The organism is Streptomyces sp. NPDC050145, assembly GCF_044460245.1.
GTDB lineage: Bacteria > Actinomycetota > Actinomycetes > Streptomycetales > Streptomycetaceae > Streptomyces.
Genome location: NZ_JBITJS010000001.1, coordinates 34,771 through 59,131 on the forward strand (window position 1 = coordinate 34,771; position 24,361 = coordinate 59,131).

Here is a 24,361-nt window from a genome sequence, read left to right on the forward strand (position 1 = left end):
CCTGTGACGCACCCCGTACCGGCCACCAGGACCGCCCCCGCCGCCTCGCCCGCGCGCCCCTCCACCCACCCCGCCGTGCCGGACGGTGTGCCCGGTGGGCCGCTGGAGGGGCTGGACCGGCGGATCGTCGCCGCGTTGCAGATCGACGGGCGGGCCTCTTGGCGGCGGATCGCGGCGGCGCTCGGTGAGCCGGAGCGGAAGGTGGCGCGGCGTGGGCTGCGGCTGCTGGAGAGCGGGGACGTCGCCGTGCGCGGGCTCGTCATGCGGGGCGAGACGGTGATTCTGCGGATGACCTGCCGGCCGGGCACGGTGCGGGACGCCGCCGTGGCCGCCGCGCGGCGGCCGGACTGCATCTTCTCGTACGCGCTGGCCGGGCCGGTCGACTGCGTGGCCGAACTGCAGTGCCCGCCGGGCCGGTTGGCACCGCTGATGCTGGACGAGGTGCCGGAGCTGCCGGGCCTGGTCTCGCAGAGCGTGTCCCCGGTGCTGCGGTACTTCCGCACGGTGCACGAGTGGTCGCCGGGGATCCTCGACGCGGACGAGGTGGAGGCGCTGGGCGGGCAGCCCAGGGACGTGGGGCAGCCGGTGGCGCCGAGCATCGAGATCGGGCCGGAGGAGCTGGCGATCCTGGGGGCGCTCGCCGAGGACGGGCGCAGCACGTACGAGGACCTGGCCGCCGTCGCCGGGGTGTCCGTGGCGACGGCGCGGCGCCGGGTGGAGGTGCTGACACGGGAGGGCGTCGTCAGCATCCGGGCCGCGGTCGAGCCCGCGCTGCTCGGCCTGCCGGTCGAGGCGCTGCTGTGGATCAAGGTCAGGCCCGACGAGGTCGAGAAGGTCGGCGAGCTGCTCGTCGAGTCGCCGCTCGTGCGGTACGCGGCCGTCGTGATGGGGGAGCACCAGCTCCTGGTCGACGTGACGCAGCCGTCGAAGACGGCGCTGCACGCGTTCCTGACCGCCTCCCCGTGGGTGCGGCACGTGGAGTCCGTGCAGTCCCATCTGGTCGTCGAGTCCTTCAAGCGCAGTGGCGTCGAGTTTCCCGGTATCGATCACCAGATCGCAGGTGGCGACTGAAACCGTCAGGCACGCTTGTCTGGCGTCTTAAAAATTCATCAGTCATCAAGCATTGACTGAAACAGTCATCGGCTCCAGTGTGGTGCACCACACGCGTCGTGCTCTCCGCTCCGTCCGCTGCCCTGCGGCGACGACGCTCCTCGTGCCTGCTGCCCAAGGAATGCCATGCCTGTTTCCCCCGGCCCTGTCGTATCCGGCTCTCCCGCGTCCGATCCCGCCGGCGAGGACATCTGCGCGCTCGACGCCGTGGACCTCGCGGCGCGGATCCGGCGCGGAGAACTCTCGGCCCGCGAGGTCGCCCAGGCCCACCTCGACCGCATCGAACGCCACAACCCGGCGGTCAACGCGATCGTCACCCTGGACGCCGAGGGCGCGCTGGCCGCCGCTGCCGCCGCCGACGCACGGCAGGCGCGCGGCGAGGAGCTGGGCCCGCTGCACGGCCTGCCCATCGCCTTCAAGGACACCCACAGCACCCGCGGCATGCGCACCACGCACGGCTCGCCCCTCTTCGCCGACCACGTCCCGCTCGAGGACGAGCTCCTCGTCCAGCGTATCCAGGACGCGGGCGCCATCCGCATCGGCAAGACGAACGTCCCCGAGTTCGCGGCCGGTTCGCACACCTTCAACCCCGTCTTCGGCGCCACCCGCAACCCCTACGACCTGACGCGCTCCGCGGGCGGCAGCAGCGGCGGCGCCGCGGCCGCGCTCGCCTCCGGGTTCCAGCCGCTCGCCGACGGCAGCGACATGGGCGGCTCCCTGCGCAACCCGGCCTCCTTCTGCAACGTCGTCGGCCTGCGCCCCACCCCCGGCCGCGTCCCCTCGCACCCCACCGGCAACCTCTGGGACACCATGGGCGTCGCCGGACCCATGGGCCGCACCGTCGCCGACACCGCCCTGCTGCTGTCCGTCATGGCCGGACCCGACCCCCGCGTCCCGATCTCCCTGGACGAGCCGGGCGCCGGATTCCGGGCTCCGCTCGCCCGCGACCTCACCGGGCTGCGCGTCGCGTACGCCCCCGACCTCGGCGGCCGGGTCCCCGTCGACCGCGACGTGCGCGAGGTCGTCGAGCGCCAGGCCCGGGTCTTCGAGGACCTCGGCTGCGAGGTCACCGAGGACTGCCCCGACCTGGACGGCGCCGAGGACGTGTTCCGCACTCTGCGCGCCCAGGAGTTCCACCACGGTCTCGGCGCGCTGCTCGACAGCGACCGTGACTCCCTCAAGGCCAGCCTCGTCTGGAACATCGAGGAGGGGCGGCGCCTGACCGGCGCCGACCTCATCCGCGCCCGTAACGGGCACGCCCGCATCCACCTCGCCGCCACCGCCTTCTTCCAGCGGTACGACGTGCTGATCGCCCCGGTCAGCCAGGTCACCCCCTTCGCCGTCGAGTCGGAGTACCCCACCGACATCGACGGGGAGCCGCAGCGCACCTACCTCGACTGGATGCGCTCGGCGTACTTCGTCACCGTCCTGGGCTCACCCGCCCTCTCCGTCCCCGCCGGCTTCACCCAGGCCGGGCTTCCCGTCGGCCTCCAGATCGTGGGCCCGCCCCGCGCCGAGAGGACCGTGCTCGAGACCGGTGCCGCCTACGAGGCCGCCACCGGGCACGGACGCCGCCGCCCCTCCCTCCCGTAGCCGTACGCCGTATGGAGCCCCGATGAGAAAACCGCACGTGCTCTGGGCCCTCGTGCCCGTGGTGGCTTTCCTCAGCACCCCCTTCCTGCCCTTCGTCAACGGCCCGCACCTCTGGCTGGGCATCCCCTCCGTCCTCGCCTGGTGCCTGTTCTGGACGGCCGGCACGACCGCGTCGCTCGCGGTCGTCGAACACTTCGCCCGACACCCGGACGAGGACGAGGACACCGATCCCGCCGACGCGAACGACCGTGCGGCGCACGACAGTTGTCAGGAGGCCGTCGCGTGAACACCACCATGGCCATCACCCTCGTCGGCATCGTCACCATCGCGATCGTCGGCATGAGCGGACGCAGGCCCGGCCGCGGCGAGTTCGGCGAATGGACCGTGGGGAAGCGGAAGTTCTCCACCTTCACCACCTGGTTCCTCCAGGCGGGCGAGTCCTTCACGACCTTCAGCTTCCTCGGCCTCGCGGGCATCGCCTTCGGCGGCGGCGTGGCCGCGGTCTTCGCCCTCTGCTACCTCTCGATCAACTTCATCCTCCAGTACTTCACCGCGCCCCGCATGCGTGAACTGGGCCGCAAGGGCGGCTATCTGACGCAGGCCGACTTCTTCGCCGACCGCTTCCGCAGCCCCCTGCTCGGCAAGGTCGTCGCCGTGGTCGGCGCCGTCTTCCTGCTGCCCTACCTCCAGCTCCAGATCACCGGTCTCGGCCTGATCGTGCAGCTCGCGACCGGCAGCCGCACCGGCGGCAACCTCAGCATGGTGCTCGCCACCGTGCTCACCGTCGGCTTCGTCCTGTGGTCCGGTATCCGCGGCATCGCCCGCGTCGCCTACCTCAAGGACGCCCTGATGATCATCGGGCTCGTGGTCCTCGTCGTCGGCGTGGCCCTGTCCGTGAACGGAGGCATCGGCGGCCTCTTCTCGACGGTCCGGGACAGTCACCCGAACCTCCTGACGTTCCATCAGGAAGGCTATGACACCACCTTCTTCGTGACGGCCGTCGTCATCTCCGGTCTGGGCGGCGGACTCGGCACCATGGCCCACCTGTGGCCGCCGGTGCTCGCCGCCGGCAGCGGCCGCGCCCTGCGCAAGAACGCGATCTGGCTGCCGCTCTACCAGATCGCCCTCGGCATCCCCGTCGTCGTCGGCTTCGCCGGGATCCTCCTGGTCGAGCGGGGCTCGGCGCCGAACGGCGTCGCCCTGACCCTCGCCGGGCAGACCCTGCCCGGCTGGCTCGTCGGCGTCGTCGCGGTCGCCGCCGCCTCGGCCGCGATGGTGCCGTCCGCCGCCATCGTCGTGGGCATCTCCAGCCTCCTGTCCCGCAACCTCCTCAGTGCCGGCAACGAGCGCGCGCAACTGCGCACCAACCACATCTGCGTGATCGTCGCCGCGACCCTCGCCCTCGTCCTCGGCCTGACCCGGCCCGGACTCCTGTCCGACCTGCTCCTGCTCACCTACGGCGGCCTCACCCAGCTCGCCCCGGCGATCGTCATGGGCCTCGCCAGGAAGGTCCGCCTGGACGCCGTGCCCGCACTGCTCGGCATCCTGACCGGCGTCGGCCTCCTGATCTGGCTCACCTTCGGGGGAGTGGACGTCGGCACCTTCGACACCGGACTCATCGCCCTCGTCCTGAACGTGGCGGTCACGGCCTTCGCCCAACTGGTGGTGCGCTCCCGGTCCGTCGCCCCGGTCCCGGCCGAGGCGAACTGAACGGCCGCCGGGCCGTGCGCGGTGTGGGGCCGCGCGCGACCCGGCGGCAGTCACTCCCGAGGCGTCGCCCGCGCCCATCCGCGCCGCTCGCCCTCGTCGATGAGGCGCCGCCCGGCCTCCCAGAGCGAGCCGGACGCGTCCCCGATCACCGCCTTGCGGGCCCGGACGTCGTCGGCGGTGACACCCGGGGTACGCCAAGTGCCGCCGCGGGCCATCCAGTTGAGCAGCAGCGGCTGCAGGCGGTCCATCGCTTGCGCCTCGATGTACGAGGAGGGCATCAGCCTCGCCGGCTCGCGACCCGGAGCAGGTCGGCTCCCTCGCCCCGCAGGGCGTGCAGGCCGGCGGTGCGGCCGGTCGAGAGGAGCAGCAGGGCCAGGGCGGGGCCCGCGATCTCCGGCCCGTCGCCGACCTCCCACTCGGTGTCCGTGGCCCGCAGTGTGAAGCCGGCCAGACGGCGCCCGGCGTGGAACGGCCAGCCCATCGACCAGACCCGGCGCAGGCCCTCGCGGCTGTGCTCGGCCGGTACGGGAATCCGCCGGTCGAGCGGGAGGGCGATGTCCTGGCTGTGGATGATCGCGTCGAACAGCGCGTTGCGCGTGTCCAGCACCTTCGCCGTCCGCCGCGTACCGGCGTGCTCCCGGATCGTGGCGACCAGGTCCGCCGGTGCGCGGCGGCCGTGCCGGCGGGCCAGCGCCGTGTTGATCCGGTCGGGGTCGAAGCGTGCGCGCGGGGCGGCCGCCAGCATGTCCCAGGTGGTGAGGGTGGGGACCAGGGCCAGGTGCCCGGCGACGTCCCGTACCCGCCAGCCCCGGCACAGCGATTCCCGCTCCCATTCGGCGGGGCTGAGGTCCTCCAGCAGATCCGCGATCCGCAGACGGGTGGCGCGGACCGCCGACCAGTACGGGGCCGAGTCGTCCATGACAGCCTCCAAAGGTCCGAACCTCGGACTATTTTAGTACGAGATTCGGACCTTCTGTAATGATGGCGACATGACGGACGACGAGGCCGGTGCCGCTTCCGGTGTCACTGACGAGGGCGAGCTCAATCTGGGCCTCCTGATGTTCATCCCGTACCGCTTCATGGAGTCGGCAGTGATGGACGCCCTGAAGGCGGCGGGGCACGACATCTCGCTCACGCAGGCCCGGGTCTTCCAGCGGATCGGCCCGGACGGCTCGCGCCTTGCCGAACTGGCCGCGGCGTCGCAGGTCAGCAAGCAGACCATCGGCTCGATCGTCGACCAGCTCGAACGCGCCGGGTACGTGCGACGCGTGCCCGACCCGCGCGACGCGCGCGCCCGACTGGTCACCCTCACCGACCAGGGTCACCATCTCGTCGAACTGAGCCTGCCCGTCGTCCGCGACATCCAGGACCAGTGGACGGCCCGCCTGGGCCCCACACGCACCCGGCAGCTGCGTCAGGCCCTGGAGGCGCTGCGCGAGATCAGCGACCCGCACCGCTGACGGCCGAGCCGCCCGGTCCGCTCGCGGGCGGTGTCACGGGCTGAGCCAGCTCTCCCGCGACCTCCTGCGCGGCCGCAGGATCTTGCGGCCGGTGACCAGGACGAGGGACGTGGCGGCGAGGGCGAACAGCACCACCGCCCAGATGACATGTGCCGTCGTGTCTCCGTGGGCGAGCGTCAGGACCCCTCCGGCGATCGTGCCCAGGGCCAGGCCGAGCGCGGGCGGCCAGCGGTCGGTCACCAGCCCCATGATCGCGACCACCACGGCAGGAATCCCCAGGACGAAGAACGCGAGCGACGCCACCCAGTGGTAGCTGGCGTCGACCAGGCAGCCACCGCGCGGTCCCCGCACGCAATTGCGCGGGAGTTCCACGGCGAACGGATCGATCCACGCGTCCACGGTTGCCCAGGCGATGGCGAACATGACGGCCGCACCGACGACGATCCACCACGGCTTCCGCCACGTGTCCTCGATGTCGCCGCCACCCGCCGGACCCTGACTGCTCATCCTGCTTCCCCCTTGCGCGAGCCGACCGTGACTATACGACGATCAACCCACGCACCCGCACGCCCGTGCGGTGCTCACTCGGAGTCCGAACGGCGCGGGTCGAGCGCCGTGTTCTCCTCGTGCTCCTCCGGCACGGGCAGCGGCTGGCGGCACGGCGTGGAGGTGTCGAGATCCGGGGCCCGCCCGCCGATGGCCCGTGCCCGGTCCCGGGCCTCCGCGAGTGTGGCGACGGAGGTGGCCAGAAGGCGGAAGGGTGCCGGGTCCCGGAACTCGACACAGACGACCGGCCTGCCGTGCCGGATGGCGACGAAGTCCGAACCACCCTCGTACGCGCGGGTGCCGATGCAACGCGTCCCGGCGGTCCAGCGGCCCTTGCCCGGGACCCCGCGCAAGGGGCGCCACCAGGAGGGTTCCACCGTCACCCGGCTCACCGAGCTGAGCGGAGCGCGCACGTCGCCCCTGCGTGCGGCTGCCCTCTCGCGCCAGGACAGGTGCACGACCACATCGTCACCATCGACGAACATCCGTGCCATCACTCGACTCCACCTCCATCGTCGCGCGGGAGGCCACGGATGTCACGGGAGGGGGACGCTAGCCGGGCAGTTCCGTGCGCTCCCACCACTCGTAGACCGGCAACGAACCCTCCGAGGTGTCCTGGCTGCGCGGGGTGGCCCTGAAATGCTCGTACCCGCCACGAAAGGCGATCTTGATGTCTTCCCCCGGAGTGGACACGGAGACGATCCGCTCGGTGAGATCGTCGGGCCCGCCTTCGAGAACTGCTTTGGTCGCATCGCTCATGGCCGCATCTTCGGTGCCGCCGAACACGACGCGCCCAAGACGCGCCGACAGCCCCGCCACCATTCACACGTGTGTCAGCTCTCGGCCACGGATCCGGCCCCGCACCGCGGACGACAACACATGTGCCCCGCAAGGGAATTGCCGTGCTGCCTACCACTGACCTCCGGCGACTACCGGCCCAGCCGCTCCGCCAGCCTCGTCGCGTTCATATGGGCGATCGCCTCGATGGAGATCATGGGGTTCACCCCCGACGAGGTGGGGAAGCAGGACGCGTCGGCGACCACGACATTGGGGACCTCCCAGGTCGCGCCGTCGGGGTCGGTGGCGCTGGTGTCCCGGGAGCCGCCCATGCGGGCCGTGCCCATGATGTGCAGCGCGGCGATCGCGCAACGGCCCGGCGCGTAACCGGCCTTGCGGCAGGCGGCGGTGAACTCCTCGTACGAGCCGCTGCGGCCCGGCTCGTACGAGGGGCCCGCCTGATGGGCGGACCGGATGCGGCGGGCTCCCGCGGCGGCCAGGATCCTGGTGGCCCCCTCGATCCCGGCGTGCAGGTGCGCCGTGTCGTACGCCGAGAGCCGGTAGTGCGGGACGGGCTCGCCGTCGCGCCCCACCTTGACGACCCCGCTGTCGCGGTCGCGGGTGATGACACCGATGCCCGCCGTGTGGCCGAGGTCCTTCAGGGCCGCGAGATGGGCCCCGGCGCCGCGCCAGTTCATGAATCCCTGGAGGGCGGCGGGGTTGCCCGGCCCGGTCTCGTAGATGACGCCGTGGCCGTGGCCGTCGAGGTCGCTGTGCTCGCGGGAGTACCGGGTCTGCATGCCGCCCTCCCAGGGGCGGATCTCCTCGTCGAAGACGCCCCACACGGCAGTGGCGGGGTGCAGGCGCAGATACCGCCCGATGTTCCGGTCGGTGAACCCCGAGCGGCGCAGCAGGGCGGGTGTCTGGACGGCGCCGGCCGCGACGACGACGGCGCGGGCCCGCACGGTGACGGAGTGGCCCGACGAGGTGACGGCGCGGACGGCGACCGCGCGGCCCTGCTTCACGTCGATCGTCCGGACGGCGGTGTCGACGACCAGACGCGCGCCCGCGGCCTCGGCGTCCGCCAGCCAGGTCTTCGTGACGGACTGCTTGGCACCGAGCCGGCAGCCGTACCCGCAGCGCCCGCAGTCGGTGCCCATGTCGCAGCCCACGACGTTGCGCGGCATCGCGTCGACGTGCCAGCCCAGCGCGCGCAGGCCCCGCTCCATCACGGCGTCCCGGGCCGACGCGGCGCTGTGGTCGCTGTTCACGGACAGCCGGTCGGTGACGGCGTCGAGCGCCCGCGTGTACTCCTTCTCCGCGAACTGTGGGGCGCCGAGGCCCGCCCATTCGGCCCGGATCTCGTCGGGCGTACGGAAAGAGGTCGTCCAGTTCACCACGGTGCCGCCGCCCAGGCAGGACCCCGCGACCAGGGAGATCTGGCCCTCGGCGGTGACCGCCGGGCCGCCCGCGTACAGCCGGGTGAGCCCTGAGTGTTCGCCGCCGTCGAAGTCCGCGTCGTCGAAGTACCCGCCACGCTCCAGCACGACCACGTCGAGCCCCGCTCCGGCGAGGACGGCCGCCGCGGTCCCGCCCCCGGCGCCGGAGCCGACCACGACGACATCGCAGTCGAGCGCCGTGTCGGCCGCCGGCGACAGCGGGGAGAGGCGGGGGAGCGGGGCGTCCGGCCGGGTGCCCAGGGGGCCGGGGTAGCCGATGGCCTCCCAGACGGGCGAGGTGCCGGTCGGGCCCGGGGCCAGCAGGTACGCCGAGGTCGCCAGGGAACGCAGGGCCTGGAACAGCACCCGTTTGCGCTCGGACGGCGCGTCGCCGAGGCGGAGCAGCAGCTCCTCGCGCGCGGTCGGCGTGAGATCCGAGAACCGGCGCCCGCCGGTCCCCAGGAACAGTCCGGTCAGCCTCGTGTTCCACAGGCCGAGCAAGGTGGAGAGCTGCTTGCGGTCGGCGGCGCGCGGCAGGGCGCGTACGAGGGACTCGGCGACGGGCACCGCGCCGAGCGCTCCGGCGGACGGGATCATCGCGCCGTCCCCCGGGGCGAAGGTGTCGCAGATCGCGGTGAGCGCCGCCCGTCGGCGGGAGTCGAGCTGCATGGGACCGTCCGTCCTCAGAGGTGGGTTCGGAGCGCAGGTGCTCAGGCGTTCCGTCGTGCCTGCTGCTCGTCCTGGGCGCGCAGCGTGTGTTTGACGACCTTGCCGCCCGCGTTGCGGGGCAGCCCGTCACCGACGACGAGGTCTTTGGGCATCTTGAACGACGCGATCCGCCCGTCGAGAAACTCGGTCAACTCTGCGAGAGACAGGGATGTTTGGGGTGCGAGGGTGGCGTACGCGACCGGCACCTGGCCCCAGCGCTCGTCGGGCCGGCCGATCACCGCGACCTCCAGCACCGAGGGATGCCCGGCGACGGCGTTCTCCAGCTCGGCGCAGTAGATGTTCTCGCCGCCGCTGATGATCATGTCCTTCTTCCGGTCGACCACCCACACGAAGCCCTCCTCGTCCATCCGGACCAGGTCGCCGGAGTGGAACCAGCCGCCCTCGAAGGCCTCCGCGGTCTCCTGCGGCTTCCGCCAGTACCCGCGCGTCACCGTCGGACCGCGGTAGACGATCTCGCCGACCTCGCCGACGGGTACGTCGTTCATCGCCTCGTCGACGATGCGGTACTGGAGGGTCGGGATCGGGCGGCCGACCGAGCCGAGCTTGCGCAGCGATTCCTTGCCCCGCAGGACGCAGGTGATCGGCGAGGTCTCGGTCTGGCCGAACACGGCCACGTTCAGGGCGTCCGGGAACGCCTCGCCCATGGCGCGCAGCGTCGCGTCACTCGCGGGCGCGGCGCCCCAGCTGATGACGCGCAGCTTCAGGTCCCGCTTGTCGATGTCGGGCTGGGCGCAGAGCAGGTCCCACTGCTGCGGCACGTTGAACACCACGGTCGCGCCCTCGCGTTCGTACGCGTCGAGCACGGCCTTCGGGTCGAACGCGCCGAGCGGGTGGATCACGACGGTGCCGCCGACCAGGATGTTCGCGACGATCGAGCCGAGGCCCGCGATGTGGAAGAAGGGCGCGGTCAGGAAGCCGACGTCAGAGTCGTCGAAGATCTCCATCGCCCGGATACAGGTGATCGCCTGCACCTGCATGTTGCGGTGCGACAGCAGCACGCCCTTCGGTCGCCCGGTCGTGCCCGAGGTGTACATGATCAGCGCCGAGGCGTCCTCGGCGACATCGGGCAGCTCCATCGGCTCGTGCGTGGCGAGGAAGTCCTCGTACGCCAACTCGCCTTCACCCGCGCCGTTTTCTCCGATGACGACGACGGTGCCGATGGGCGTCGCGGTCGGGACCGAGCGGAGCAGCGGCAGGAGCTGGGCGTCGACGACGACCGCGGACGGGGTGCAGTCGTCCAGGATGTACCCGAGTTCGAGCGGCGCGAGCCGGAAGCTGAGCGGGACGGCCATGGCCCCCAGGCTGTTCGCGGCCAACACGCTTTCCACGAACCACGGGTGATTGAGCGTCAGCAGCGCCACCCGGTCGCCCTCGCCGACGCCCCGGCCGGAGAGTGCGGCGGCCAGCCCCAGGGACCGGTGCGAGAGCTCGGCCCAGGTCGTGGTCGCTCCGAGGTGACGCAGGGCGGGCTTGTCGGGCCGCATGGCCGCGTGGGTGGCCGTCTGTGCCATCCAGTGGTGCCGGAAGGACCAGGCGGGAGCCGTATCGGTGGACATGCCACTCCTCGGGTTCCGGAAGGACGGGCGGGGCGGGGGCGGGGCCGGCGGAACGGGGTGGGGCGCGAGCGAGGGCCATTATGCCCGCGCGGGCACCGCCCAAGAAGCCCTTTGTTAATGGAAAATCACATGGGATGTGAACGGCGCGTCACGTGAGGACCGAGGCGTGGAGCGGGCTCCGTCCGTCCGGATCCGTGTGATTGACTGGTGCGCATGGCTCCGTCTCTACGACCTTCTCCCTGCCGGTGACCGCCGAGCCGATCGCGGCCGCGCGCCCGCGCAACCGCAAGCAGTTGATCGTCGGTGCGGCCGGCCGGGTGTTCAGCGAGCGCGGTTACCACGCGGCGTCCATGGAGGAGATCGCGGCCGCCGTGGGCATCACCGCCACGGCCCTCTACCGGCACTTCCCCAACAAGTACGCGCTGTTCGCCGCGTGCGCGAACGTCATGGCGGACCGGCTCGTCGCGACCCTCGACGAGGTGCCGTCCGGCGCGGACCTCGCGGAGGTGCTCGGCGCCGTCACCCGGGTCGCGGTGGAGCATCGCACGTCCGGGGGGCTGTACCGCTGGGAGGCGCGCTACCTCGACGCGGAGGACCGGCGGCTGCTCAAGGGCAAGTTCGCGCGCGTCGTCGGTCGGGTGACGGAGTGCGTCCGGCGCGAACACCCGCGGCCCGGCGCGCAGGTGCGTGCCGTGGCGGCGCTCGGTGTGATCGGGTCCATCACCCAGCACCACAACTCGATCGCCAGGAGACGCCTGGAAGAGGTGCTGCTCGCCTCCGCCCTGCGCGTCGCCGCGACCACCCCCGCGCAGGCCGTCCGCGCCCCGCGTCCCGTCGGGCTGCCCGCACAGCCCGTGCCGCGCACGCGACGGGCGGAGATCCTGGCCGCGGCGGTCCCGCTGTTCGCCCGTGACGGGTTCGCCAAGGTCACCAACGGGCAGATCGCGCAGGCCGTGGGTCTTGCCCCGTCCGCGCTGTACCGGCACTACGCCACCAAGGTGGACATCCTGGTGGCCGCCTGTCTGCAGGCGGCGGGACTGCTTGCGCAGGCGGTGGACCGGAGTCTCGACGAGGTGACCGACCCGAGCGAGGCGGTGGTCGCGCTGGCGTCGGCGTACGTCGGCTACAGCTTCGAGCACACCGGGCTCATCAGCGTCGCGGAGGCCGAGGTCGCCGGACTGCCGGACGATCTGCGGCAGCCCCTGATCCTCGCGCAGCGCGAGCACATCGCGGTGTGGGAGCAGCAACTCCGGCTGGCACGGCCGGAGTTGGACGCGCGTCAGGCGAGGGTTCTGGTGCACGCCGGGTTCGGTGTGGTCGTCGAGGCGGGGCGCCGGCTGCGGTGGCAGGACAGCCCGGACCATCGCAGCCACATCACCACCCTGGTCGTCCGGGCGCTGGGCCTGTAGCGGATGCGGCAACTGTCGTGCTTCTGACGCCGGTTACGCCGGTTACGCCTGTTGGGCCTGTGGCGCCGCCCCGGGATCCGGGCGAGGGGCGGCGCCACAGGGGCACGGCTCAGGCGCCCGGCCTGTTGGTGGCCGGGAGCGTCACCGGGGTCTGCGTGGCCGAGGTGCCGTTGTTGAGGTAGAGCATCGCGATGCCGCGCAGGGCCTGGTCGAACAGATAGCCGCTGCCGGGCAGCACCCCCGACGTCCCCTCGCGGAAGGCGACGTACAGCGGCCACTCCACCTTGATCAGGGCGGCCTGAGCCCAGTCGCGGCGCAGCCCGAGCCAGTCGCACATCTCGTCGCCGAGCAGATAGCGCACGAACTCGTGGACGAAGCCGGTGGCGAGACCCAGCGTGGGCTGTGTGATGTAGCCCAGCAGCGTCTCGGCCAGGCTGGTTCCCTCGGTGGTGGGGCCCAGGTTCGGCCACAGCATCTGCTCCGCCTGCGCCAGCGCGTCGGGCCAGGTGGCGGGGATGAACTCCCGCCGCACGCCCAGCAGATGGAGCGCGACCTGCCACGCGTGCAGGTCCGCCTCCTGCTCCGCCGCGGACAGGCGGATGCCCCACTTGAGCAGGTTGCTGTGCGCGTACGTGGCCACCGAGTGGAAGGTGCGCAGGATGTCGCCGTTGCTGATCGGCTTCGGCTGGTCCGAGGTCTCCATGAAGCGTGCGGACGTCGGCAGCAGATTGCGCACCACCGAGTGCACCAGGCGGGTCTTGTTCGCCGTGACGACGAAGTGCCCCGTGGGCTGCCAGGCGGTCTCCGAGTTGAGGTCGTAGCCGAAGGTGAACGTCTTGGCCGCGCGTTCCTTCATGTCGGCGCCGCCCGCCGACCAGTAGACGGCCCTCGCCTCCCGGGGGATGACGGTGCTCATGATGCCGCTGCCCAGGCTCTGCGAGACGAACAGGTACGAGGCCAGACGCTTGTAGTAGCGCTCGGACGCGGCGAGCTTGGTCGTGTCCGCCCAGGACGGCAGCCCGTTGACCTGCTGAAGGTAGCTGGTGAGATAGCCCGGCATGCCCGCCGGCAGCGGGTCCGCGTTGTCGACCCAGGAGCGCCAGGCGGTGTTGACCGCCGGAATCACACCGTCGGCCAGGAGCCGCGCGGCCACCTCGTCCGGCTCGGGATCCCACACCTGGAACGGATCGGTGACCGTGTCGGTGCCGGCGAGCGAGCCGCGGGACGACCAGGCCCACGCCTCGGGCGCCGCGGCCACACTCGCGAGACCCAGTACGGCGCCCAGCGACAGCACACGTCGTCTGCTGATATTTCCCATTCACTTACCTACTTCCAAGTAGGTCGAAACTGCCCTCGACTCGCCTGCACTGATTGCGAGTTGACTGATCGGCAGGACTGCCCATGGGTGTGATTTCTGATTAACATAACGACGCGTGCCGGGGTCGGCAAGAGTCGACGCGTCAAGCGTCAGAATCAGGAGTGGTGACCGAATGACCCGTGTGATCTCCGCCCAGCGGTCCCTCTACGACGGCGAGCACGAGCTGCTGCGCGACACCGTCCGCGCCTTCGCCGACCAGCACGCCGCACCTCACGTGGAGCGGTGGCGGGCCGAGGGCAAGGTCGACCGGACGCTCTTCAAGGAGGCCGCCCGCGTGGGCGTCCTCGGCTTCAACATCCCCGAGGAGTACGGAGGCGGCGGCGTCACCGACTTCCGCTTCAACGCGGTGATCGGCGAGGAGTTCTCCCGCCACCCCGCGGCGGACGCGCTCGCGTGCGTGGGCCTCTCCAACGACATCGTCGTGCCCTACTTCACCGATCTGACCGACGACGAGCAGAAGGCCCGCTGGCTGCCCGGGATCGCCGCCGGGGACCTCGTCGTGGCCGTCGCGATGACCGAACCCGGCACCGGCAGCGACCTCGCCGGCATCGCCACCACCGCCGTCCGCGACGGCGACACGTTCGTGCTCAACGGAAGCAAGGTCTTCATCTCCAACGGCCAGAACGCCGACCTCGTCGTCACCGCCGTACGGACCGGCCCCGACCGGCACGGCGGGCTCAGCCTGCTCGTCGTCGAGGCCGACCGCCCCGGCTTCTCGCGCGGCCGCAACCTGGAGAAGGTCGGCCTCCACGCCCAGGACACCAGCGAGCTGTTCTTCCAGGACGTGCGGGTGCCGGCCGCCAACCTGCTCGGCGCGGAAGGCACGGGCTTCACGTCCCTGATGCGGAACCTGCCCCAGGAACGCATCTCGATCGCCGCCAACGCCGTGGCGTCCATGGAGGGAGTCCTCGAACGCACCCTGGACTACGTCAAGCAGCGCACGGCGTTCGGCAAGCCGATCGGCTCCTTCCAGAACACCCGCTTCGAACTCGCCGAGATGGTCACCACGGCCCGCGTGGGCCGCAGCCACCTCGACGACCTCCTCGCCCGGCACTCCCGCGGCGAGCTCACGGCGGTGGACGCGGCCGCCGCGAAGTTCTGGGCCACCGAGACGTACGTCAACATGGTCGGCCGCTGCCTCCAACTCCACGGCGCCTACGGCTACATGCTCGAGTACCGCATCGCCCACGACTACCTGGACTCGCGCATCAGCACCATCTACGGCGGCACCACCGAGATCATGAAGGAGATAGTCGGCCGCGACCTGGGCCTCTAGGGCGTGTGTCGAAAGTCCCGCCTGCCCCGCCCTTCGGGCGGACGACGGGACTTTCGGCACACGCCCTAGCCGCGGTCCCGGGGCGGCCGTGCGGCGGACGCCGCCGAGGCGGCCGTGGCCAGTGGGTCGCGGGGAGGGCGGCCGAGCAGACCGGTGAGGTCGGGGGTCGTGCCGGCCAGGAAGCCGTGCCGGACGCCGGTGGCGATCGAGGCGAGCATGGGCGGCTGGAACGGGAGCAGCCCGGGCGTCTCGTCGAGGAGCCGGCGCCGGTACTCGCCCAGGCCGATGGCGTGGTGCGGGACACCGAGCCGGCCGGCCACCTCCTGCGCCGTGATCGGCGTACCGACGAGGTCGTGGACGCGTCCCGCGTGCGGTGCGGGATCCGCCGCGACGAGCGCCGCCGCGTCGGCGAGGTCCCGGCGCGCCACGGCGGCCAGGGCGCCGCCCCCGAAGGCCGACTCCACGCCCTCGCCCGTCCACATCAGCAGGCCGCCGAAGAGTTCGGCGTACAGGCCGTTGCGCAGGATCGTCCACGGGAGTCCGCTCGTGCGGACGAGGCGTTCGGTGGCGCGGTGCGCGAGCGCGAATCCGAGATGGTCGCCTGCCGTGGTCAGGCTCGTGTAGACGACATGACGGACGCCGTCGCGGACGGCGGCGTCCAGCACCGCCGCGTGCCGCGCGACGACCTGGTCGTCCTCGGCGTAACCGGCGGAGACCAGGACCAGGGTCGCCACCCCGGTGAGATCCAGCGTCGTGGGGTCGTCGAAATCGAGGCGCCGCATTCCCTCGCCGGGCGTGCGGCTGCCGCCCGCGGCGGTGGCGCCGTTCGCCCGCAGCGCCGCCAGGGTGGCCGAGCCGAGGCCCCCGTTGGCTCCCGTCACCAAGATCATGTTCATCGCAGAGCAGTCTTTCGTCGGTGGTTCTCATCAGTAACTACGCTTGATCAGGAACTACGCTCGATCCTCGATCGCACGACCACCGGCGACAAGAAGGCACTCTGATGTCACCCACGCACACCGGGGTAACCACCCCCGCCGAGCTCGACCCCTGCGGGCGCGAGGAGCACCCCGACTGCGGCATCCGCGACGTCCTCGACCGCATCGGCGACAAGTGGTCCGTGCTCGTGATCGTCGAACTGGCCGGTGGACCGCGCCGCTTCCGCGAACTGCAGCGTGCCATCGACGGCATCTCGCAGCGCATGCTCACCCTCACCGTGCGCAGACTCGAACGGGACGGACTCGTGCTGCGCACCGTGTACCCGACCGTCCCCGCCCAGGTCGACTACCGGCTCACCGAGACCGGAGCCGGACTGACCCACCTGGTCAAGGCCCTCGCCGACTGGTCGCTCGCCCATCGCGCCGTCATCGCCGAGGCCCGCCACGCGTACGACGAGGCCCACCCCGACCACGACATCCGCTGACCTGAAAGGCGCGTCACCGCCCGCGGCGCACGGCGGCGGCTCGACATGCAGGGGCGGCGGGGGAGGTTTTAGGTTGTGGGAAGACTCGCTGGTTCCGCACCCGCCCGAATCCGCTCCCGACGTGAGAGGCGACCATGGCACAGCACCTGATCAAGCAGGTCGAGGGCATGGAAGCACTGGACGGCCTGTGCCGTTCCGCCACCGGACGGGTGGGGCGTGCGACGCGCAGCGCGGCGGTCAAGAACGCCCTGTCGGGCACCTGGCTGGGGCATCAGCTGCACCCGATGCTGACGGACGTCCCCATCGGCGCGTGGGCGATGGCCTCGGTACTGGACGTGACGGCGGGCCCGGCTGGGGCCGCCGCCGCGCGCCGACTGGTCGGGGTGGGGCTGCTCGCCGCGGTCCCGACCGCCCTCTCGGGGGCCTCCGACTGGTCCGACACGTACGGCCCCGAACAGCGGATCGGCGCCGTGCACGGAATCTGCAACGCGACCGCGACGGTGCTGCAGACGGCGAGCTGGATCGCCCGGCGGCGGGGCCGGCGGGCGACCGGCGCCGTGCTGAGCGGCGTCGGATTCGCGTTCACCGCGAGCGCCTCCTACCTCGGTGGCCATCTGACCCTGGTGCGCGGCGTCGGCGTGAGCCACACCGCGTTCCAGCCGGAGGTCGACGAGTGGATGGATGTCGCCGCCCTGGACGCGCTGAGCGAGGGCGAGCCCATGCGGGTCAAGGCCGGTGAGGTGCCGGTCGTCCTCGTCCGCCGCGGTCCGACGGTGTACGCGCTCTCCGCCGTCTGCACGCACGCGGGCGGCCCCCTCGACCAGGGCGAGGTGCTGGACGACGGCGACTGCGTCCGGTGCCCGTGGCACGGCAGCGAGTTCCGGCTCGCCGACGGCAGGGCGGTGCGCGGGCCGGCGGCGGCGGACGCGACGCGCTGGGAGACGAAGGTCGACGACGGCCGTGTCCATGTCCGTTCGGCCGCGTCCTGAACGTTCGGCCACCTGGCCCCGCGGTGGTCAGTCGGCCGTACGGGCGGCCGGGGGAGCCGTCAGCGGCAGCCCGTACCGTGCCCAGAGCTGCTTCATGACGATCAGGGTGGCGGTGCCGGAGATCAGCATCCCGGCGAGATTCAGGCCGAGTTGAACCAGTGACGCACTCACCTCGTCCCAGTGCGCGAGCGGCACGGCGAGCGCGAGGTTTCCGGCGGCGGGCACCGTGGTGACCGAGATGAAGACGCCCACGAGCACGGCCGACTTGCCGGCGGTCAGCGAGAGGGTGCCGGCGACACCGGCGAGCAGCGCCACGATGAACGACCACCGGTCCGGATGCACGATGAAGTCGGTCAGCGGGCGGGTGACCAGCATGTCCGGGGTGACCCAGCCGAGCGCCCGCCCCACGGCCGCGCACGCCGTCGTGAACGCGATGGCGAAGGCGAAGCCGATCACCAGCGTGCGGGCGGCGCGACCGACGGCTCTTCGGTCGCCGCGCACCAGGCCGAAGCAGATGGCGGAGACGGGACCGAACTCCGGGCCGAGCACCATGGCGCCGACGATGAGGACCGGTTGGTCGAGGAGCGCGCCGATGGCCGCGATCTGCGTCGCCAGGGTGAGGAAGGCCAGGAACGCCCAGGTGAGCCGGGAGTCGGCGGCCGTGTGCGCCGCGAGCTCGTCCCAGACGACGGCGTCGTCGGGGTCGCCCGGTACGAGCTGTTCGGCCCGGTCCGCCGCGCGCGACAGTGAGACGTCGAGCTGCTCCACCGTGATACCGCCGCTCTCCTCGAGGCCGAGCGCGCGCAGTTCGCGCAGCACGGTGTCGGCGGCCTCGCGGGCGACGTCGAACTCCACGACGTCGCCCGGCGGGCGGTGCGCGGCGCCGCGGAGCAGGATCACGTTCACCGCGGCGGGGCAGTCCACGGCGATGCGCGCGGCGGCCTCGGTGCGGTCGGGCGGGGCGATGAGTCGTACATGCAGCACGGGCCGATTCTGGCCGGTCCCGGTGCGGAACCCCGTACCGCGACCGGCGCGTCGCCCTCGGGACTCGCGCGGCCCGGTGCTCAGTCCATCCGGGCCTGCCACCGGCGCAGCAGGAACAGCACGAGCAGACTGAGCACGATCAGGGCCACGAGACCGCCGAGCCCGTACGTGGCGTAGACCCACCAGGACACCGCGGCACCGGCCACGTAGTCGCCGGTGCCGGGGCGCTCGCCGTGCCGGCGCTTCGAACCCTTACCGGTGCGGCTGCCCGGCTGGCGCTTGGGGCGCGGCCTGGATTCGGCGACCGGGCGCATCGCGCCGGCGTCGGACATCTCGGGGACCGAGGGCGCTGCCCTTGAGGCCGCGGCCGTCGCCGCCGGGGCCGCCGATATCGGCGCACCCACCAACACGGCCAGTACAAGAAACAGAGCAGCGATCCGCACGATGATCCCCCCGATGAACGTCACGGCGACGAACATGATGCCTCACGCTCTTCACTCTTGGGACACTTCCCGATCACCTCGCCCCCCGGACTGCTTCACCGTGCCGCCCGACCGTGAGGTGGTCGTGATCGTGACAACGAGAGGATTCCCCTTCATGGCTCCGTCCCATCGGACCCGCCAAGTCGTCGGCCGGCTCGCGCTGTTGACCGCGCTCGCCGCCCTCTCCACCGTCGTACCCGGATCCGCCGTCGCGGCGGACGACCTGCCCGCCGTGCGGCCGACCGCCGAGACGCCGGCGGTGTACGACGACGAGGCGGGCGGCAACGCGGACGCCGACGACCCCGCGATCTGGCGCAACCCGGCGGACCCGGACCGCAGCCTGGTCATCGCCACGGTGAAGGAGGGAGGCCTGCGCGTCTACGACCTCGACGCCCACGAAGTGCAGTCCGTCCCGGCGCCGCGTGCCCCCGGGCCGGACGACGCGCCCGGCCGGTTCAACAACGTCGACCTCGTGCCCGGCATGAAGACCCGCTCCGGCAAGGCCGATCTGGCCGTCACCAGCGACCGGGGCAGTGACCGCCTGCGCATCTACCGCATCGACGGGGGCGGTTCGGGCGCCCCGCTCACCGACGTGACCGCGCCCACGGCCCCGCCGGTCTTCTCGGGTTCCCAGGAGGAGATCGACGAGCAGCGCACCGCCTACGGCCTGGCCACCTGGACCGACCCGTCCAGCGGCCGCTCGTACGCGGTCGTCAGCCGGCGGGAGCGCACCGAACTCAGCCTGCTGGAACTGACCGCGGGCTCCGACGGCACCGTCTCGTACCGGAAGATCCGCACGCTGGCACTGCCCTCCGCGTTCAAGCTGCCGAACGGCAGGACGTGGACCCCCTGCGCCGAGCCGGACGAACTGCCCCAGGTCGAGGGCATGGTCGTCGACCCGGAGACCGGCACGCTGTACGCGGGCCAGGAGGACGTCGGTATCTGGCGGATGGACGCCGACCTCGGCGGCACCCCGGAACTCGTCGACAAGGTCCGCGAGTACGGCGTGCCCGGCACGTACGACCCGGAGACCGAGGAGTGCGCCCCGGGCACGGACCCCGGCTACGGCGGCACGCGCCTGCGGGCCGACGTCGAGGGACTCACCCTGCTGCGCCAGAAGGACGGCGACGGCTACCTGCTCGCCTCCAGCCAGGGCGACAACACCTTCGCCGCCTACGACCGCGAACGCGACGAGGACAACGAGTACGAGGGCGGATTCAGGATCACGGCCGCCTCCGCCACCCTCGACGGCACCGAGGAGAGCGACGGCGCCGCCGTCCTGAACGAGCCGCTCGGAACGAAGTACCCGCACGGCCTCCTCGTCGTCCAGGACGGCGACGACAAGCCGGGGGAGACGGGCCGGGACGCCACGGACTTCAAGTTCGTCGACCTGAAGCCCGTACTGACCGCGCTCGACGACTGACCTGGCGACGCCGACGGGAAGGCGGGGCCCACATACCCGGACGCGCCGGTGTGTGGGCCCCGCCCCTGGCTCCTGCGGTCTCTACGGCGCCGCGGCCTTCACCGGCTCGTCCGATGTGACCCGCACCGGAGCCGTGCCGGACGCGCTGTGCTGCTCGGCCCAACTCTCCAGAGCCGAGCGGCAGGCGTGGTCGAGATGGTGCAGCCCGGACAGGTACACCTCGATCGGCCGGTCCTGCGGAAGGGCCTCGAGACTGTCGAGTATCTTCGGCAGCCGCAGGAACGTTGCGTTGCCGGAAAGGTGCACCTGGATCGGACCGGCGCCCTTGTCTATGACCTCCGTCTTCAGGTGCGAGGCCTCCCAGGCGGTCTTGACGACGGCCAGGGCCAGACCGATGAGCACGCCCTCCAGCATGTTCATCGCGACGATCGACACGGCGGTGACGACGAGGATCAGCGCCTCGCCCCGGTGCCCCCGCCACAGCAGGCCGACCTGACGGAACGGGATCAGTTTCCATCCCGCGTGCACGAGGACGCCGGCCAGCGCGGGCAGCGGGATCAGCGCCAGCGTCGACGGCAGCGCGGCCGCGAACAGGAGCAGCCACACGCCGTGCAGCACGCGCGACGCCTTCGTCCTGGCACCCGCCTCCACGTTCGCGGAACTGCGGACGATCACCGCCGTCATCGGGAGCGCCCCGAGAAGGCCGCACACCGTGTTCCCCGCGCCCTGGGCGATCATCTCCTTGTTGTAGCGGGTGCGCGGACCGGTGTGCAGCCGGTCCACGGCGGCCGCGCTGAACAGCGACTCGGCGGAGGCGATCAGCGCGAACGCGAGGACGGTGCCCCAGATCGCCGGGTCGGCCAGCTCGCCGATCGCACCCGCCCCAGGCAGCTGGATCGCGCCGAGCAGACCCTCCACCTCGACCGTGGCGACCGGCAGTTCGCCCACCAGCGAGGCCAGCGTCGCCAGCACCACCGCCGCGAGGGCGCCGGGCACGGTCCGCGCCTTGGCCGGCAGCCGCTTCCACAGCACGATGACGGCGACCGTGCCGGCGCCGATCGCGAGCGAGATCAGGGCCTCCGAGCTGCCGACGGCGTCGGCGAACGCGCCGGGCAGGCCCGCGATCTTCCCGAGGCCCGTCTCGGGGGCCTCGAGGCCCGCCGCCGCGTAGAGCTGACCGGCGACGATCACGAGGCCGATGCCGCAGAGCATGCCCTCGACGACGGACACGGAGATCGCCCGGAACCACCGGCCTATCCCGAGGAAGCCCATGGCGAGCTGGAGCAGACCCGCCATCAGGACGATCACGCCGAGCGCGGCCACTCCGTACGTGCTGACCGCCTCGTAGACCAGGACGGTCATGCCCGCGGCCGGGCCCGACACCTGAAGGCTGCTGCCCGGGAGCAGGCCGGTGACGATACCGCCCACGATGCCGGTGACCAGGCCCAGTTCGGCCGGGACACCGGAGGCGACCGCCACGCCGACGCACAACGGAAGGGCCACCAGGAACACCACGAGGGAAGCGGCGACGTCCTGCCGCAGGAAGGGGAACCTCGACTTCAGCGTCATCGTGCCCCTCACAGCGCCTCGAACGTGTCGGTCTCCGGGCGGTGTTCGCGCACGCCTCCGGTGTGCACCTCGTAGTACCAGCCGCGCAGGTCGAGGCGGCCTGTTCGCAGGTGCCGCTCGACACACGGGTACGAGCGCAGGCGCAACAGCTGGGTCAGGACGTGGTGTTGGACCGCTTCGGCGACGGTGGGGTCGGCGGGGTCCGCGCACGCGGGTTCCCCCGCGGCGTGCGCGAGCCAGTCCCGCACGGCGGGCACGGCACCGAGGTCGTCGCCGCGCACGACGGCGCCCACGGCGCCGCAGTGCGAGTGGCCGCAGACCACGATGTGCCGGACGCCGAGGACCTCCACGGCGTACTCGATGGTGGCCGCCTCGCCGGTGGGGTGCCCGGAGGCGTACGGCGGGACGATGTTCCCTGCGGTGCGCAGCTCGAAGAGCTGGCCGGGGCGGGCGCCGGTGATCAGCGCCGGGACGACCCGGGAGTCGGCGCAGGTGATGAACAGAACTTCGGGTGACTGGCCTTCGGCGAGTCCGGCGAACTCCTCAGGGCGCTGTCCGAACGTGCGGGCATTGTCGATGAGGGGATGCATGGCTGGTGTTTCCTCCTGGCGCGCCACGAGGGCGCGTCGGACGGACAAGGACAGGTGTGGGGGTGTCCCGGGGCCGCCGGGTGCGGTCGCTGTCCCGGCGGGAGTTCGTCCCGTGCGCGGACCGTGCCGCTCCTCCCGGACGGTTCACATCTCTTGCGCACACCAAGGATTGGTCAACGAACTGCCAAGAAACACCATAGCCATGCAAAGTCGCCCGCCGGGTTAACTGGACGTTTCCATCCGGAAAGGGCTGAAGTGCGGTCGTGAGTGGCGGAAATCCGGCGGATCCGGTTCCGGCCGGTGAGCGGGATCGGCCTCAGTCCCCGCAGAACACCGTTCCGAGCAGTTCGCCCAGGGCCTTCGGGAATGCCTGCGCCGGGTCCGTGTCGCAGACTCCCGTGGTCAGCCCGGCCGTCAGGATCCGCCGGCCGTCGGGCGTGCCGACCATCAGCGAACCGTAGCCACCCGGCGCGCCGCCGTTGTGGTGGAGCACGGTGACACCACGGACCGAGTCCAACTCCTGGACCCACAGGCCGAGTCCGAGACCGAGCTTGCCGTGCGGGGTACGCATCTCGGCCAGCAGGTCCGCCGGGAGCAGTCGGCCGCCGAGCAGGGCGGAGAAGAAGACCTGGAGGTCGCGGGTGGTGGAGATCAGATGTCCGGCGCCGGCCAGGAGGGAGGAGTTCTGGCGGGTGACGTCGACCGTCCTCCACTCCTCGCCGACCTGGTAGCGGAAGTAGCCGTGGGCGTGCGGTTCGGGCAGGTCCGGCACGTCCGCGCCGGGAGCGACGGTGCCGGTCAGCCCGAGGGGCCGTACGATCCGGCGCTCCAGCGCCTCGGCGTAGGTGCAGTCGGCTGTCTTCTCGATCATCAGGAGGGCCAGCGTGTAGTTGGTGTTGGCGTAGCTCTGATCGGTCCCCGGCGCGAAGAGAAGCGGTCTGGCGAGGGCGAAACGCACCAGCTCCTCCGGCCGGTAGGAGCGCAGCCGGTTCTCGGCCCAGGCCTGGCCGGTGGCCTCGATGCCCGGTTCGAACTCGCCCTCGGCCGTGACCTCGCCCGTGTAGTTGTACAGGCCGCTGGTGTGCTGGAGGAGCATCCGCACGGTGATCCGCGGGTCGAGGCCGAACTCGGTCAGGTGGTCGGCGACCGGGTCGTCCAGGCCGAGCCTGCCCTCCTCCACGAGGTGGAGCACCAGCGTCGCGGTGAAGGTCTTGGTGGTGGAGCCGATCCAGAAATGCCCGTCGACCGGCGGCGCGGCCGTCTCGCCCGCCGCGCGGACTCCTGCGCCGCCGGCCCACTCGCCGTGTTCGTCCTTCACGCGCATCTGGATCCCCGCGAACCCCGCGTCGACGAACGCCTGCGCGGCCGCGAGGAGTTCGGGGCGGATCTCGCCGGGCGTCTCCTCCGGTCGCCGCGACGCCTCGTCCAGCGCGCCGGTGATCTGGCGGACCATCTCGGTCACGGGCGGGCCGGGCTCGCCCGGCCGGCTCGCGGTGGCCGCGGCCACCGCGACCAGAACGGCCCTGCGGAAGCTGTCGGCCTCGGTGGGGAGCTGCCGCCGCAGCAGGATCACCGAGTCCGTCAGGGCCGGCAGGACGCGATCAGCGATCTCGGCGACGGAGGCACCCGACAGGTCCTTGCTCCTGGGGTTCTTGGCCAACACGTGCCCGATCGGGCCGGTCGTCGCGGCGAGGGCGGCCGCACCCGCGGTGGCGGCCTTGTGCGGCGAACCGGTGGCGGCAGCCGCGGAGATCAGGGTGACGGCGCCGTACGCGGCGGTCCGCAGCAGTGACTGGTCCGACTCGGGCAGGGAAACGGTCATGGAAGCGGGTCCTCGCTGTCTCGGAGTCTCGGAGTCTCGGAGTGGAAGGCACGGCGAGAACGGCCGGAGCGCGGGGGCGCGTGAGCGCGTCGGCCGGTG

24 protein-coding genes are annotated in these 24,361 nt (G+C 71.9%); 10 read left to right on the forward strand and 14 right to left on the reverse strand.

The window, feature by feature from the left end:
• Window positions 1-3 precede the first annotated feature (3 nt).
• The 4 genes from ACIBTU_RS00180 (at window position 4) to ACIBTU_RS00195 (ending at window position 4,413) form a co-directional block, all read left to right on the forward strand.
• Window positions 4-1,071 carry an Lrp/AsnC family transcriptional regulator gene (locus ACIBTU_RS00180; protein WP_399123590.1) on the forward strand — a complete coding sequence of 356 codons (1,068 nt, stop codon included), beginning with the start codon at window positions 4-6 and terminating at the stop codon, window positions 1,069-1,071.
• A 165-nt stretch (window positions 1,072-1,236) separates the two neighbouring features.
• Window positions 1,237-2,703: an amidase gene (locus ACIBTU_RS00185; protein WP_399123591.1), complete on the forward strand. Its 1,467-nt coding sequence runs from the start codon at window positions 1,237-1,239 to the stop codon at window positions 2,701-2,703.
• A gap of 22 nt (window positions 2,704-2,725) precedes the next feature.
• Window positions 2,726-2,989, forward strand: coding sequence for a hypothetical protein (locus ACIBTU_RS00190; protein ID WP_399123592.1), 264 nt, complete (start codon window positions 2,726-2,728; stop codon window positions 2,987-2,989).
• Window positions 2,986-4,413, forward strand: coding sequence for a sodium:solute symporter family protein (locus ACIBTU_RS00195; protein WP_399123593.1), 1,428 nt, complete (start codon window positions 2,986-2,988; stop codon window positions 4,411-4,413). Before ACIBTU_RS00190 ends, ACIBTU_RS00195 begins: the two co-directional genes overlap by 4 nt.
• 50 nt (window positions 4,414-4,463) lie before the next feature.
• Here the strand turns inward: ACIBTU_RS00195 and ACIBTU_RS00200 are convergent, their stop codons facing one another.
• Both ACIBTU_RS00200 and ACIBTU_RS00205 read right to left on the reverse strand, forming a co-directional pair.
• On the reverse strand, window positions 4,464-4,661 hold the full coding sequence (locus ACIBTU_RS00200) for a hypothetical protein (RefSeq protein ID WP_399123594.1): 198 nt from the start codon (window positions 4,659-4,661) through the stop codon (window positions 4,464-4,466).
• 29 nt (window positions 4,662-4,690) lie between these two features.
• Window positions 4,691-5,332, reverse strand: a complete 642-nt coding sequence (locus ACIBTU_RS00205) for a maleylpyruvate isomerase family mycothiol-dependent enzyme (protein WP_399123595.1) — start codon at window positions 5,330-5,332, stop codon at window positions 4,691-4,693.
• 70 nt (window positions 5,333-5,402) lie between these two features.
• Between ACIBTU_RS00205 and ACIBTU_RS00210 the strand changes: the two genes are divergently transcribed.
• Complete coding sequence (locus tag ACIBTU_RS00210) at window positions 5,403-5,873, forward strand: MarR family winged helix-turn-helix transcriptional regulator (RefSeq protein ID WP_399123596.1); 471 nt, start codon at window positions 5,403-5,405, stop codon at window positions 5,871-5,873.
• Between the two features lie 33 nt (window positions 5,874-5,906).
• Here the strand turns inward: ACIBTU_RS00210 and ACIBTU_RS00215 are convergent, their stop codons facing one another.
• The 5 genes from ACIBTU_RS00215 to ACIBTU_RS00235 form a co-directional block, all read right to left on the reverse strand.
• Window positions 5,907-6,380, reverse strand: coding sequence for a hypothetical protein (locus ACIBTU_RS00215; RefSeq protein WP_399123597.1), 474 nt, complete (start codon window positions 6,378-6,380; stop codon window positions 5,907-5,909).
• Between the two features lie 74 nt (window positions 6,381-6,454).
• Window positions 6,455-6,913: a hypothetical protein gene (locus ACIBTU_RS00220; protein WP_399123598.1), complete on the reverse strand. Its 459-nt coding sequence runs from the start codon at window positions 6,911-6,913 to the stop codon at window positions 6,455-6,457.
• Between the two features lie 58 nt (window positions 6,914-6,971).
• The gene (locus ACIBTU_RS00225; RefSeq protein WP_399124202.1) at window positions 6,972-7,178 is read right to left on the reverse strand and encodes a DUF5988 family protein; all 207 of its coding nucleotides are present in this window, start codon (window positions 7,176-7,178) and stop codon (window positions 6,972-6,974) included.
• A 170-nt stretch (window positions 7,179-7,348) separates the two neighbouring features.
• Window positions 7,349-9,304 (reverse strand): GMC family oxidoreductase N-terminal domain-containing protein, encoded by a 1,956-nt coding sequence (locus ACIBTU_RS00230; protein WP_399123599.1) that lies wholly within the window; start codon window positions 9,302-9,304, stop codon window positions 7,349-7,351.
• 41 nt (window positions 9,305-9,345) lie between these two features.
• Complete coding sequence (locus ACIBTU_RS00235) at window positions 9,346-10,920, reverse strand: long-chain-fatty-acid--CoA ligase (protein WP_399123600.1); 1,575 nt, start codon at window positions 10,918-10,920, stop codon at window positions 9,346-9,348.
• Between the two features lie 245 nt (window positions 10,921-11,165).
• Here ACIBTU_RS00235 and ACIBTU_RS00240 point away from each other — a divergent pair, with 245 nt between their 5' ends.
• Window positions 11,166-12,329: a TetR/AcrR family transcriptional regulator gene (locus ACIBTU_RS00240; RefSeq protein WP_399124203.1), complete on the forward strand. Its 1,164-nt coding sequence runs from the start codon at window positions 11,166-11,168 to the stop codon at window positions 12,327-12,329.
• Window positions 12,330-12,438: 109 nt separating this feature from the next.
• On the opposite strand, the gene ACIBTU_RS00245 is transcribed toward ACIBTU_RS00240, so the two are convergent.
• Window positions 12,439-13,647 carry an oxygenase MpaB family protein gene (locus ACIBTU_RS00245; RefSeq protein WP_399123601.1) on the reverse strand — a complete coding sequence of 403 codons (1,209 nt, stop codon included), beginning with the start codon at window positions 13,645-13,647 and terminating at the stop codon, window positions 12,439-12,441.
• Between the two features lie 172 nt (window positions 13,648-13,819).
• Between ACIBTU_RS00245 and ACIBTU_RS00250 the strand changes: the two genes are divergently transcribed.
• A complete protein-coding gene (locus ACIBTU_RS00250) occupies window positions 13,820-14,983 on the forward strand; it encodes an acyl-CoA dehydrogenase family protein (RefSeq protein ID WP_399123602.1) in 1,164 nt (387 codons plus the stop codon).
• A 65-nt stretch (window positions 14,984-15,048) separates the two neighbouring features.
• On the opposite strand, the gene ACIBTU_RS00255 is transcribed toward ACIBTU_RS00250, so the two are convergent.
• A complete protein-coding gene (locus ACIBTU_RS00255; RefSeq protein ID WP_399124204.1) occupies window positions 15,049-15,873 on the reverse strand; it encodes an NAD(P)H-binding protein in 825 nt (274 codons plus the stop codon).
• Between the two features lie 110 nt (window positions 15,874-15,983).
• On the opposite strand from ACIBTU_RS00255, the gene ACIBTU_RS00260 reads away from it, so the two are divergent.
• Window positions 15,984-16,403 carry a winged helix-turn-helix transcriptional regulator gene (locus ACIBTU_RS00260; protein ID WP_399123603.1) on the forward strand — a complete coding sequence of 140 codons (420 nt, stop codon included), beginning with the start codon at window positions 15,984-15,986 and terminating at the stop codon, window positions 16,401-16,403.
• Between the two features lie 134 nt (window positions 16,404-16,537).
• Entirely contained in the window at window positions 16,538-17,392 is an 855-nt protein-coding gene (locus ACIBTU_RS00265) for a Rieske 2Fe-2S domain-containing protein (protein ID WP_399123604.1), read from the forward strand.
• Between the two features lie 27 nt (window positions 17,393-17,419).
• Here the strand turns inward: ACIBTU_RS00265 and ACIBTU_RS00270 are convergent, their stop codons facing one another.
• Complete coding sequence (locus ACIBTU_RS00270) at window positions 17,420-18,376, reverse strand: DUF389 domain-containing protein (protein ID WP_399123605.1); 957 nt, start codon at window positions 18,374-18,376, stop codon at window positions 17,420-17,422.
• Window positions 18,377-18,456: 80 nt separating this feature from the next.
• On the reverse strand, window positions 18,457-18,843 hold the full coding sequence (locus ACIBTU_RS00275) for a hypothetical protein (protein WP_399123606.1): 387 nt from the start codon (window positions 18,841-18,843) through the stop codon (window positions 18,457-18,459).
• A gap of 130 nt (window positions 18,844-18,973) precedes the next feature.
• Between ACIBTU_RS00275 and ACIBTU_RS00280 the strand changes: the two genes are divergently transcribed.
• Entirely contained in the window at window positions 18,974-20,281 is a 1,308-nt protein-coding gene (locus ACIBTU_RS00280; protein ID WP_399123607.1) for a phytase, read from the forward strand.
• 81 nt (window positions 20,282-20,362) lie between these two features.
• On the opposite strand, the gene ACIBTU_RS00285 is transcribed toward ACIBTU_RS00280, so the two are convergent.
• The 3 genes from ACIBTU_RS00285 to ACIBTU_RS00295 form a co-directional block, all read right to left on the reverse strand.
• On the reverse strand, window positions 20,363-21,850 hold the full coding sequence (locus tag ACIBTU_RS00285) for a SulP family inorganic anion transporter (protein WP_399123608.1): 1,488 nt from the start codon (window positions 21,848-21,850) through the stop codon (window positions 20,363-20,365).
• 8 nt (window positions 21,851-21,858) lie between these two features.
• Window positions 21,859-22,440, reverse strand: a complete 582-nt coding sequence (locus ACIBTU_RS00290) for a carbonic anhydrase (RefSeq protein ID WP_399123609.1) — start codon at window positions 22,438-22,440, stop codon at window positions 21,859-21,861.
• A 316-nt stretch (window positions 22,441-22,756) separates the two neighbouring features.
• Window positions 22,757-24,262, reverse strand: a complete 1,506-nt coding sequence (locus ACIBTU_RS00295) for a serine hydrolase domain-containing protein (protein WP_399123610.1) — start codon at window positions 24,260-24,262, stop codon at window positions 22,757-22,759.
• Window positions 24,263-24,361 lie beyond the last annotated feature (99 nt).

Excerpts from the sequence above, each read along its gene's own strand:
- ACIBTU_RS00200 (WP_399123594.1), bottom strand. The coding sequence starts at position 4,661 with ATGGACCGCCTGCAGCCGCTGCTGCTCAACTGGATGGCCCGCGGCGGC.
- ACIBTU_RS00265 (WP_399123604.1), top strand. The coding sequence starts at position 16,538 with ATGGCACAGCACCTGATCAAGCAGGTCGAGGGCATGGAAGCACTGGAC.
- ACIBTU_RS00185 (WP_399123591.1), top strand. The coding sequence starts at position 1,237 with ATGCCTGTTTCCCCCGGCCCTGTCGTATCCGGCTCTCCCGCGTCCGAT.
- ACIBTU_RS00290 (WP_399123609.1), bottom strand. The coding sequence starts at position 22,440 with ATGCATCCCCTCATCGACAATGCCCGCACGTTCGGACAGCGCCCTGAG.
- ACIBTU_RS00225 (WP_399124202.1), bottom strand. The coding sequence starts at position 7,178 with ATGAGCGATGCGACCAAAGCAGTTCTCGAAGGCGGGCCCGACGATCTC.
- ACIBTU_RS00210 (WP_399123596.1), top strand. The coding sequence starts at position 5,403 with ATGACGGACGACGAGGCCGGTGCCGCTTCCGGTGTCACTGACGAGGGC.
- ACIBTU_RS00205 (WP_399123595.1), bottom strand. The coding sequence starts at position 5,332 with ATGGACGACTCGGCCCCGTACTGGTCGGCGGTCCGCGCCACCCGTCTG.
- ACIBTU_RS00260 (WP_399123603.1), top strand. The coding sequence starts at position 15,984 with ATGTCACCCACGCACACCGGGGTAACCACCCCCGCCGAGCTCGACCCC.
- ACIBTU_RS00250 (WP_399123602.1), top strand. The coding sequence starts at position 13,820 with ATGACCCGTGTGATCTCCGCCCAGCGGTCCCTCTACGACGGCGAGCAC.
- ACIBTU_RS00295 (WP_399123610.1), bottom strand. The coding sequence starts at position 24,262 with ATGACCGTTTCCCTGCCCGAGTCGGACCAGTCACTGCTGCGGACCGCC.
- ACIBTU_RS00245 (WP_399123601.1), bottom strand. The coding sequence starts at position 13,647 with ATGGGAAATATCAGCAGACGACGTGTGCTGTCGCTGGGCGCCGTACTG.
- ACIBTU_RS00215 (WP_399123597.1), bottom strand. The coding sequence starts at position 6,380 with ATGAGCAGTCAGGGTCCGGCGGGTGGCGGCGACATCGAGGACACGTGG.
- ACIBTU_RS00230 (WP_399123599.1), bottom strand. The coding sequence starts at position 9,304 with ATGCAGCTCGACTCCCGCCGACGGGCGGCGCTCACCGCGATCTGCGAC.
- ACIBTU_RS00235 (WP_399123600.1), bottom strand. The coding sequence starts at position 10,920 with ATGTCCACCGATACGGCTCCCGCCTGGTCCTTCCGGCACCACTGGATG.
- ACIBTU_RS00220 (WP_399123598.1), bottom strand. The coding sequence starts at position 6,913 with ATGGCACGGATGTTCGTCGATGGTGACGATGTGGTCGTGCACCTGTCC.
- ACIBTU_RS00190 (WP_399123592.1), top strand. The coding sequence starts at position 2,726 with ATGAGAAAACCGCACGTGCTCTGGGCCCTCGTGCCCGTGGTGGCTTTC.
- ACIBTU_RS00280 (WP_399123607.1), top strand. The coding sequence starts at position 18,974 with ATGGCTCCGTCCCATCGGACCCGCCAAGTCGTCGGCCGGCTCGCGCTG.
- ACIBTU_RS00255 (WP_399124204.1), bottom strand. The coding sequence starts at position 15,873 with ATGATCTTGGTGACGGGAGCCAACGGGGGCCTCGGCTCGGCCACCCTG.
- ACIBTU_RS00285 (WP_399123608.1), bottom strand. The coding sequence starts at position 21,850 with ATGACGCTGAAGTCGAGGTTCCCCTTCCTGCGGCAGGACGTCGCCGCT.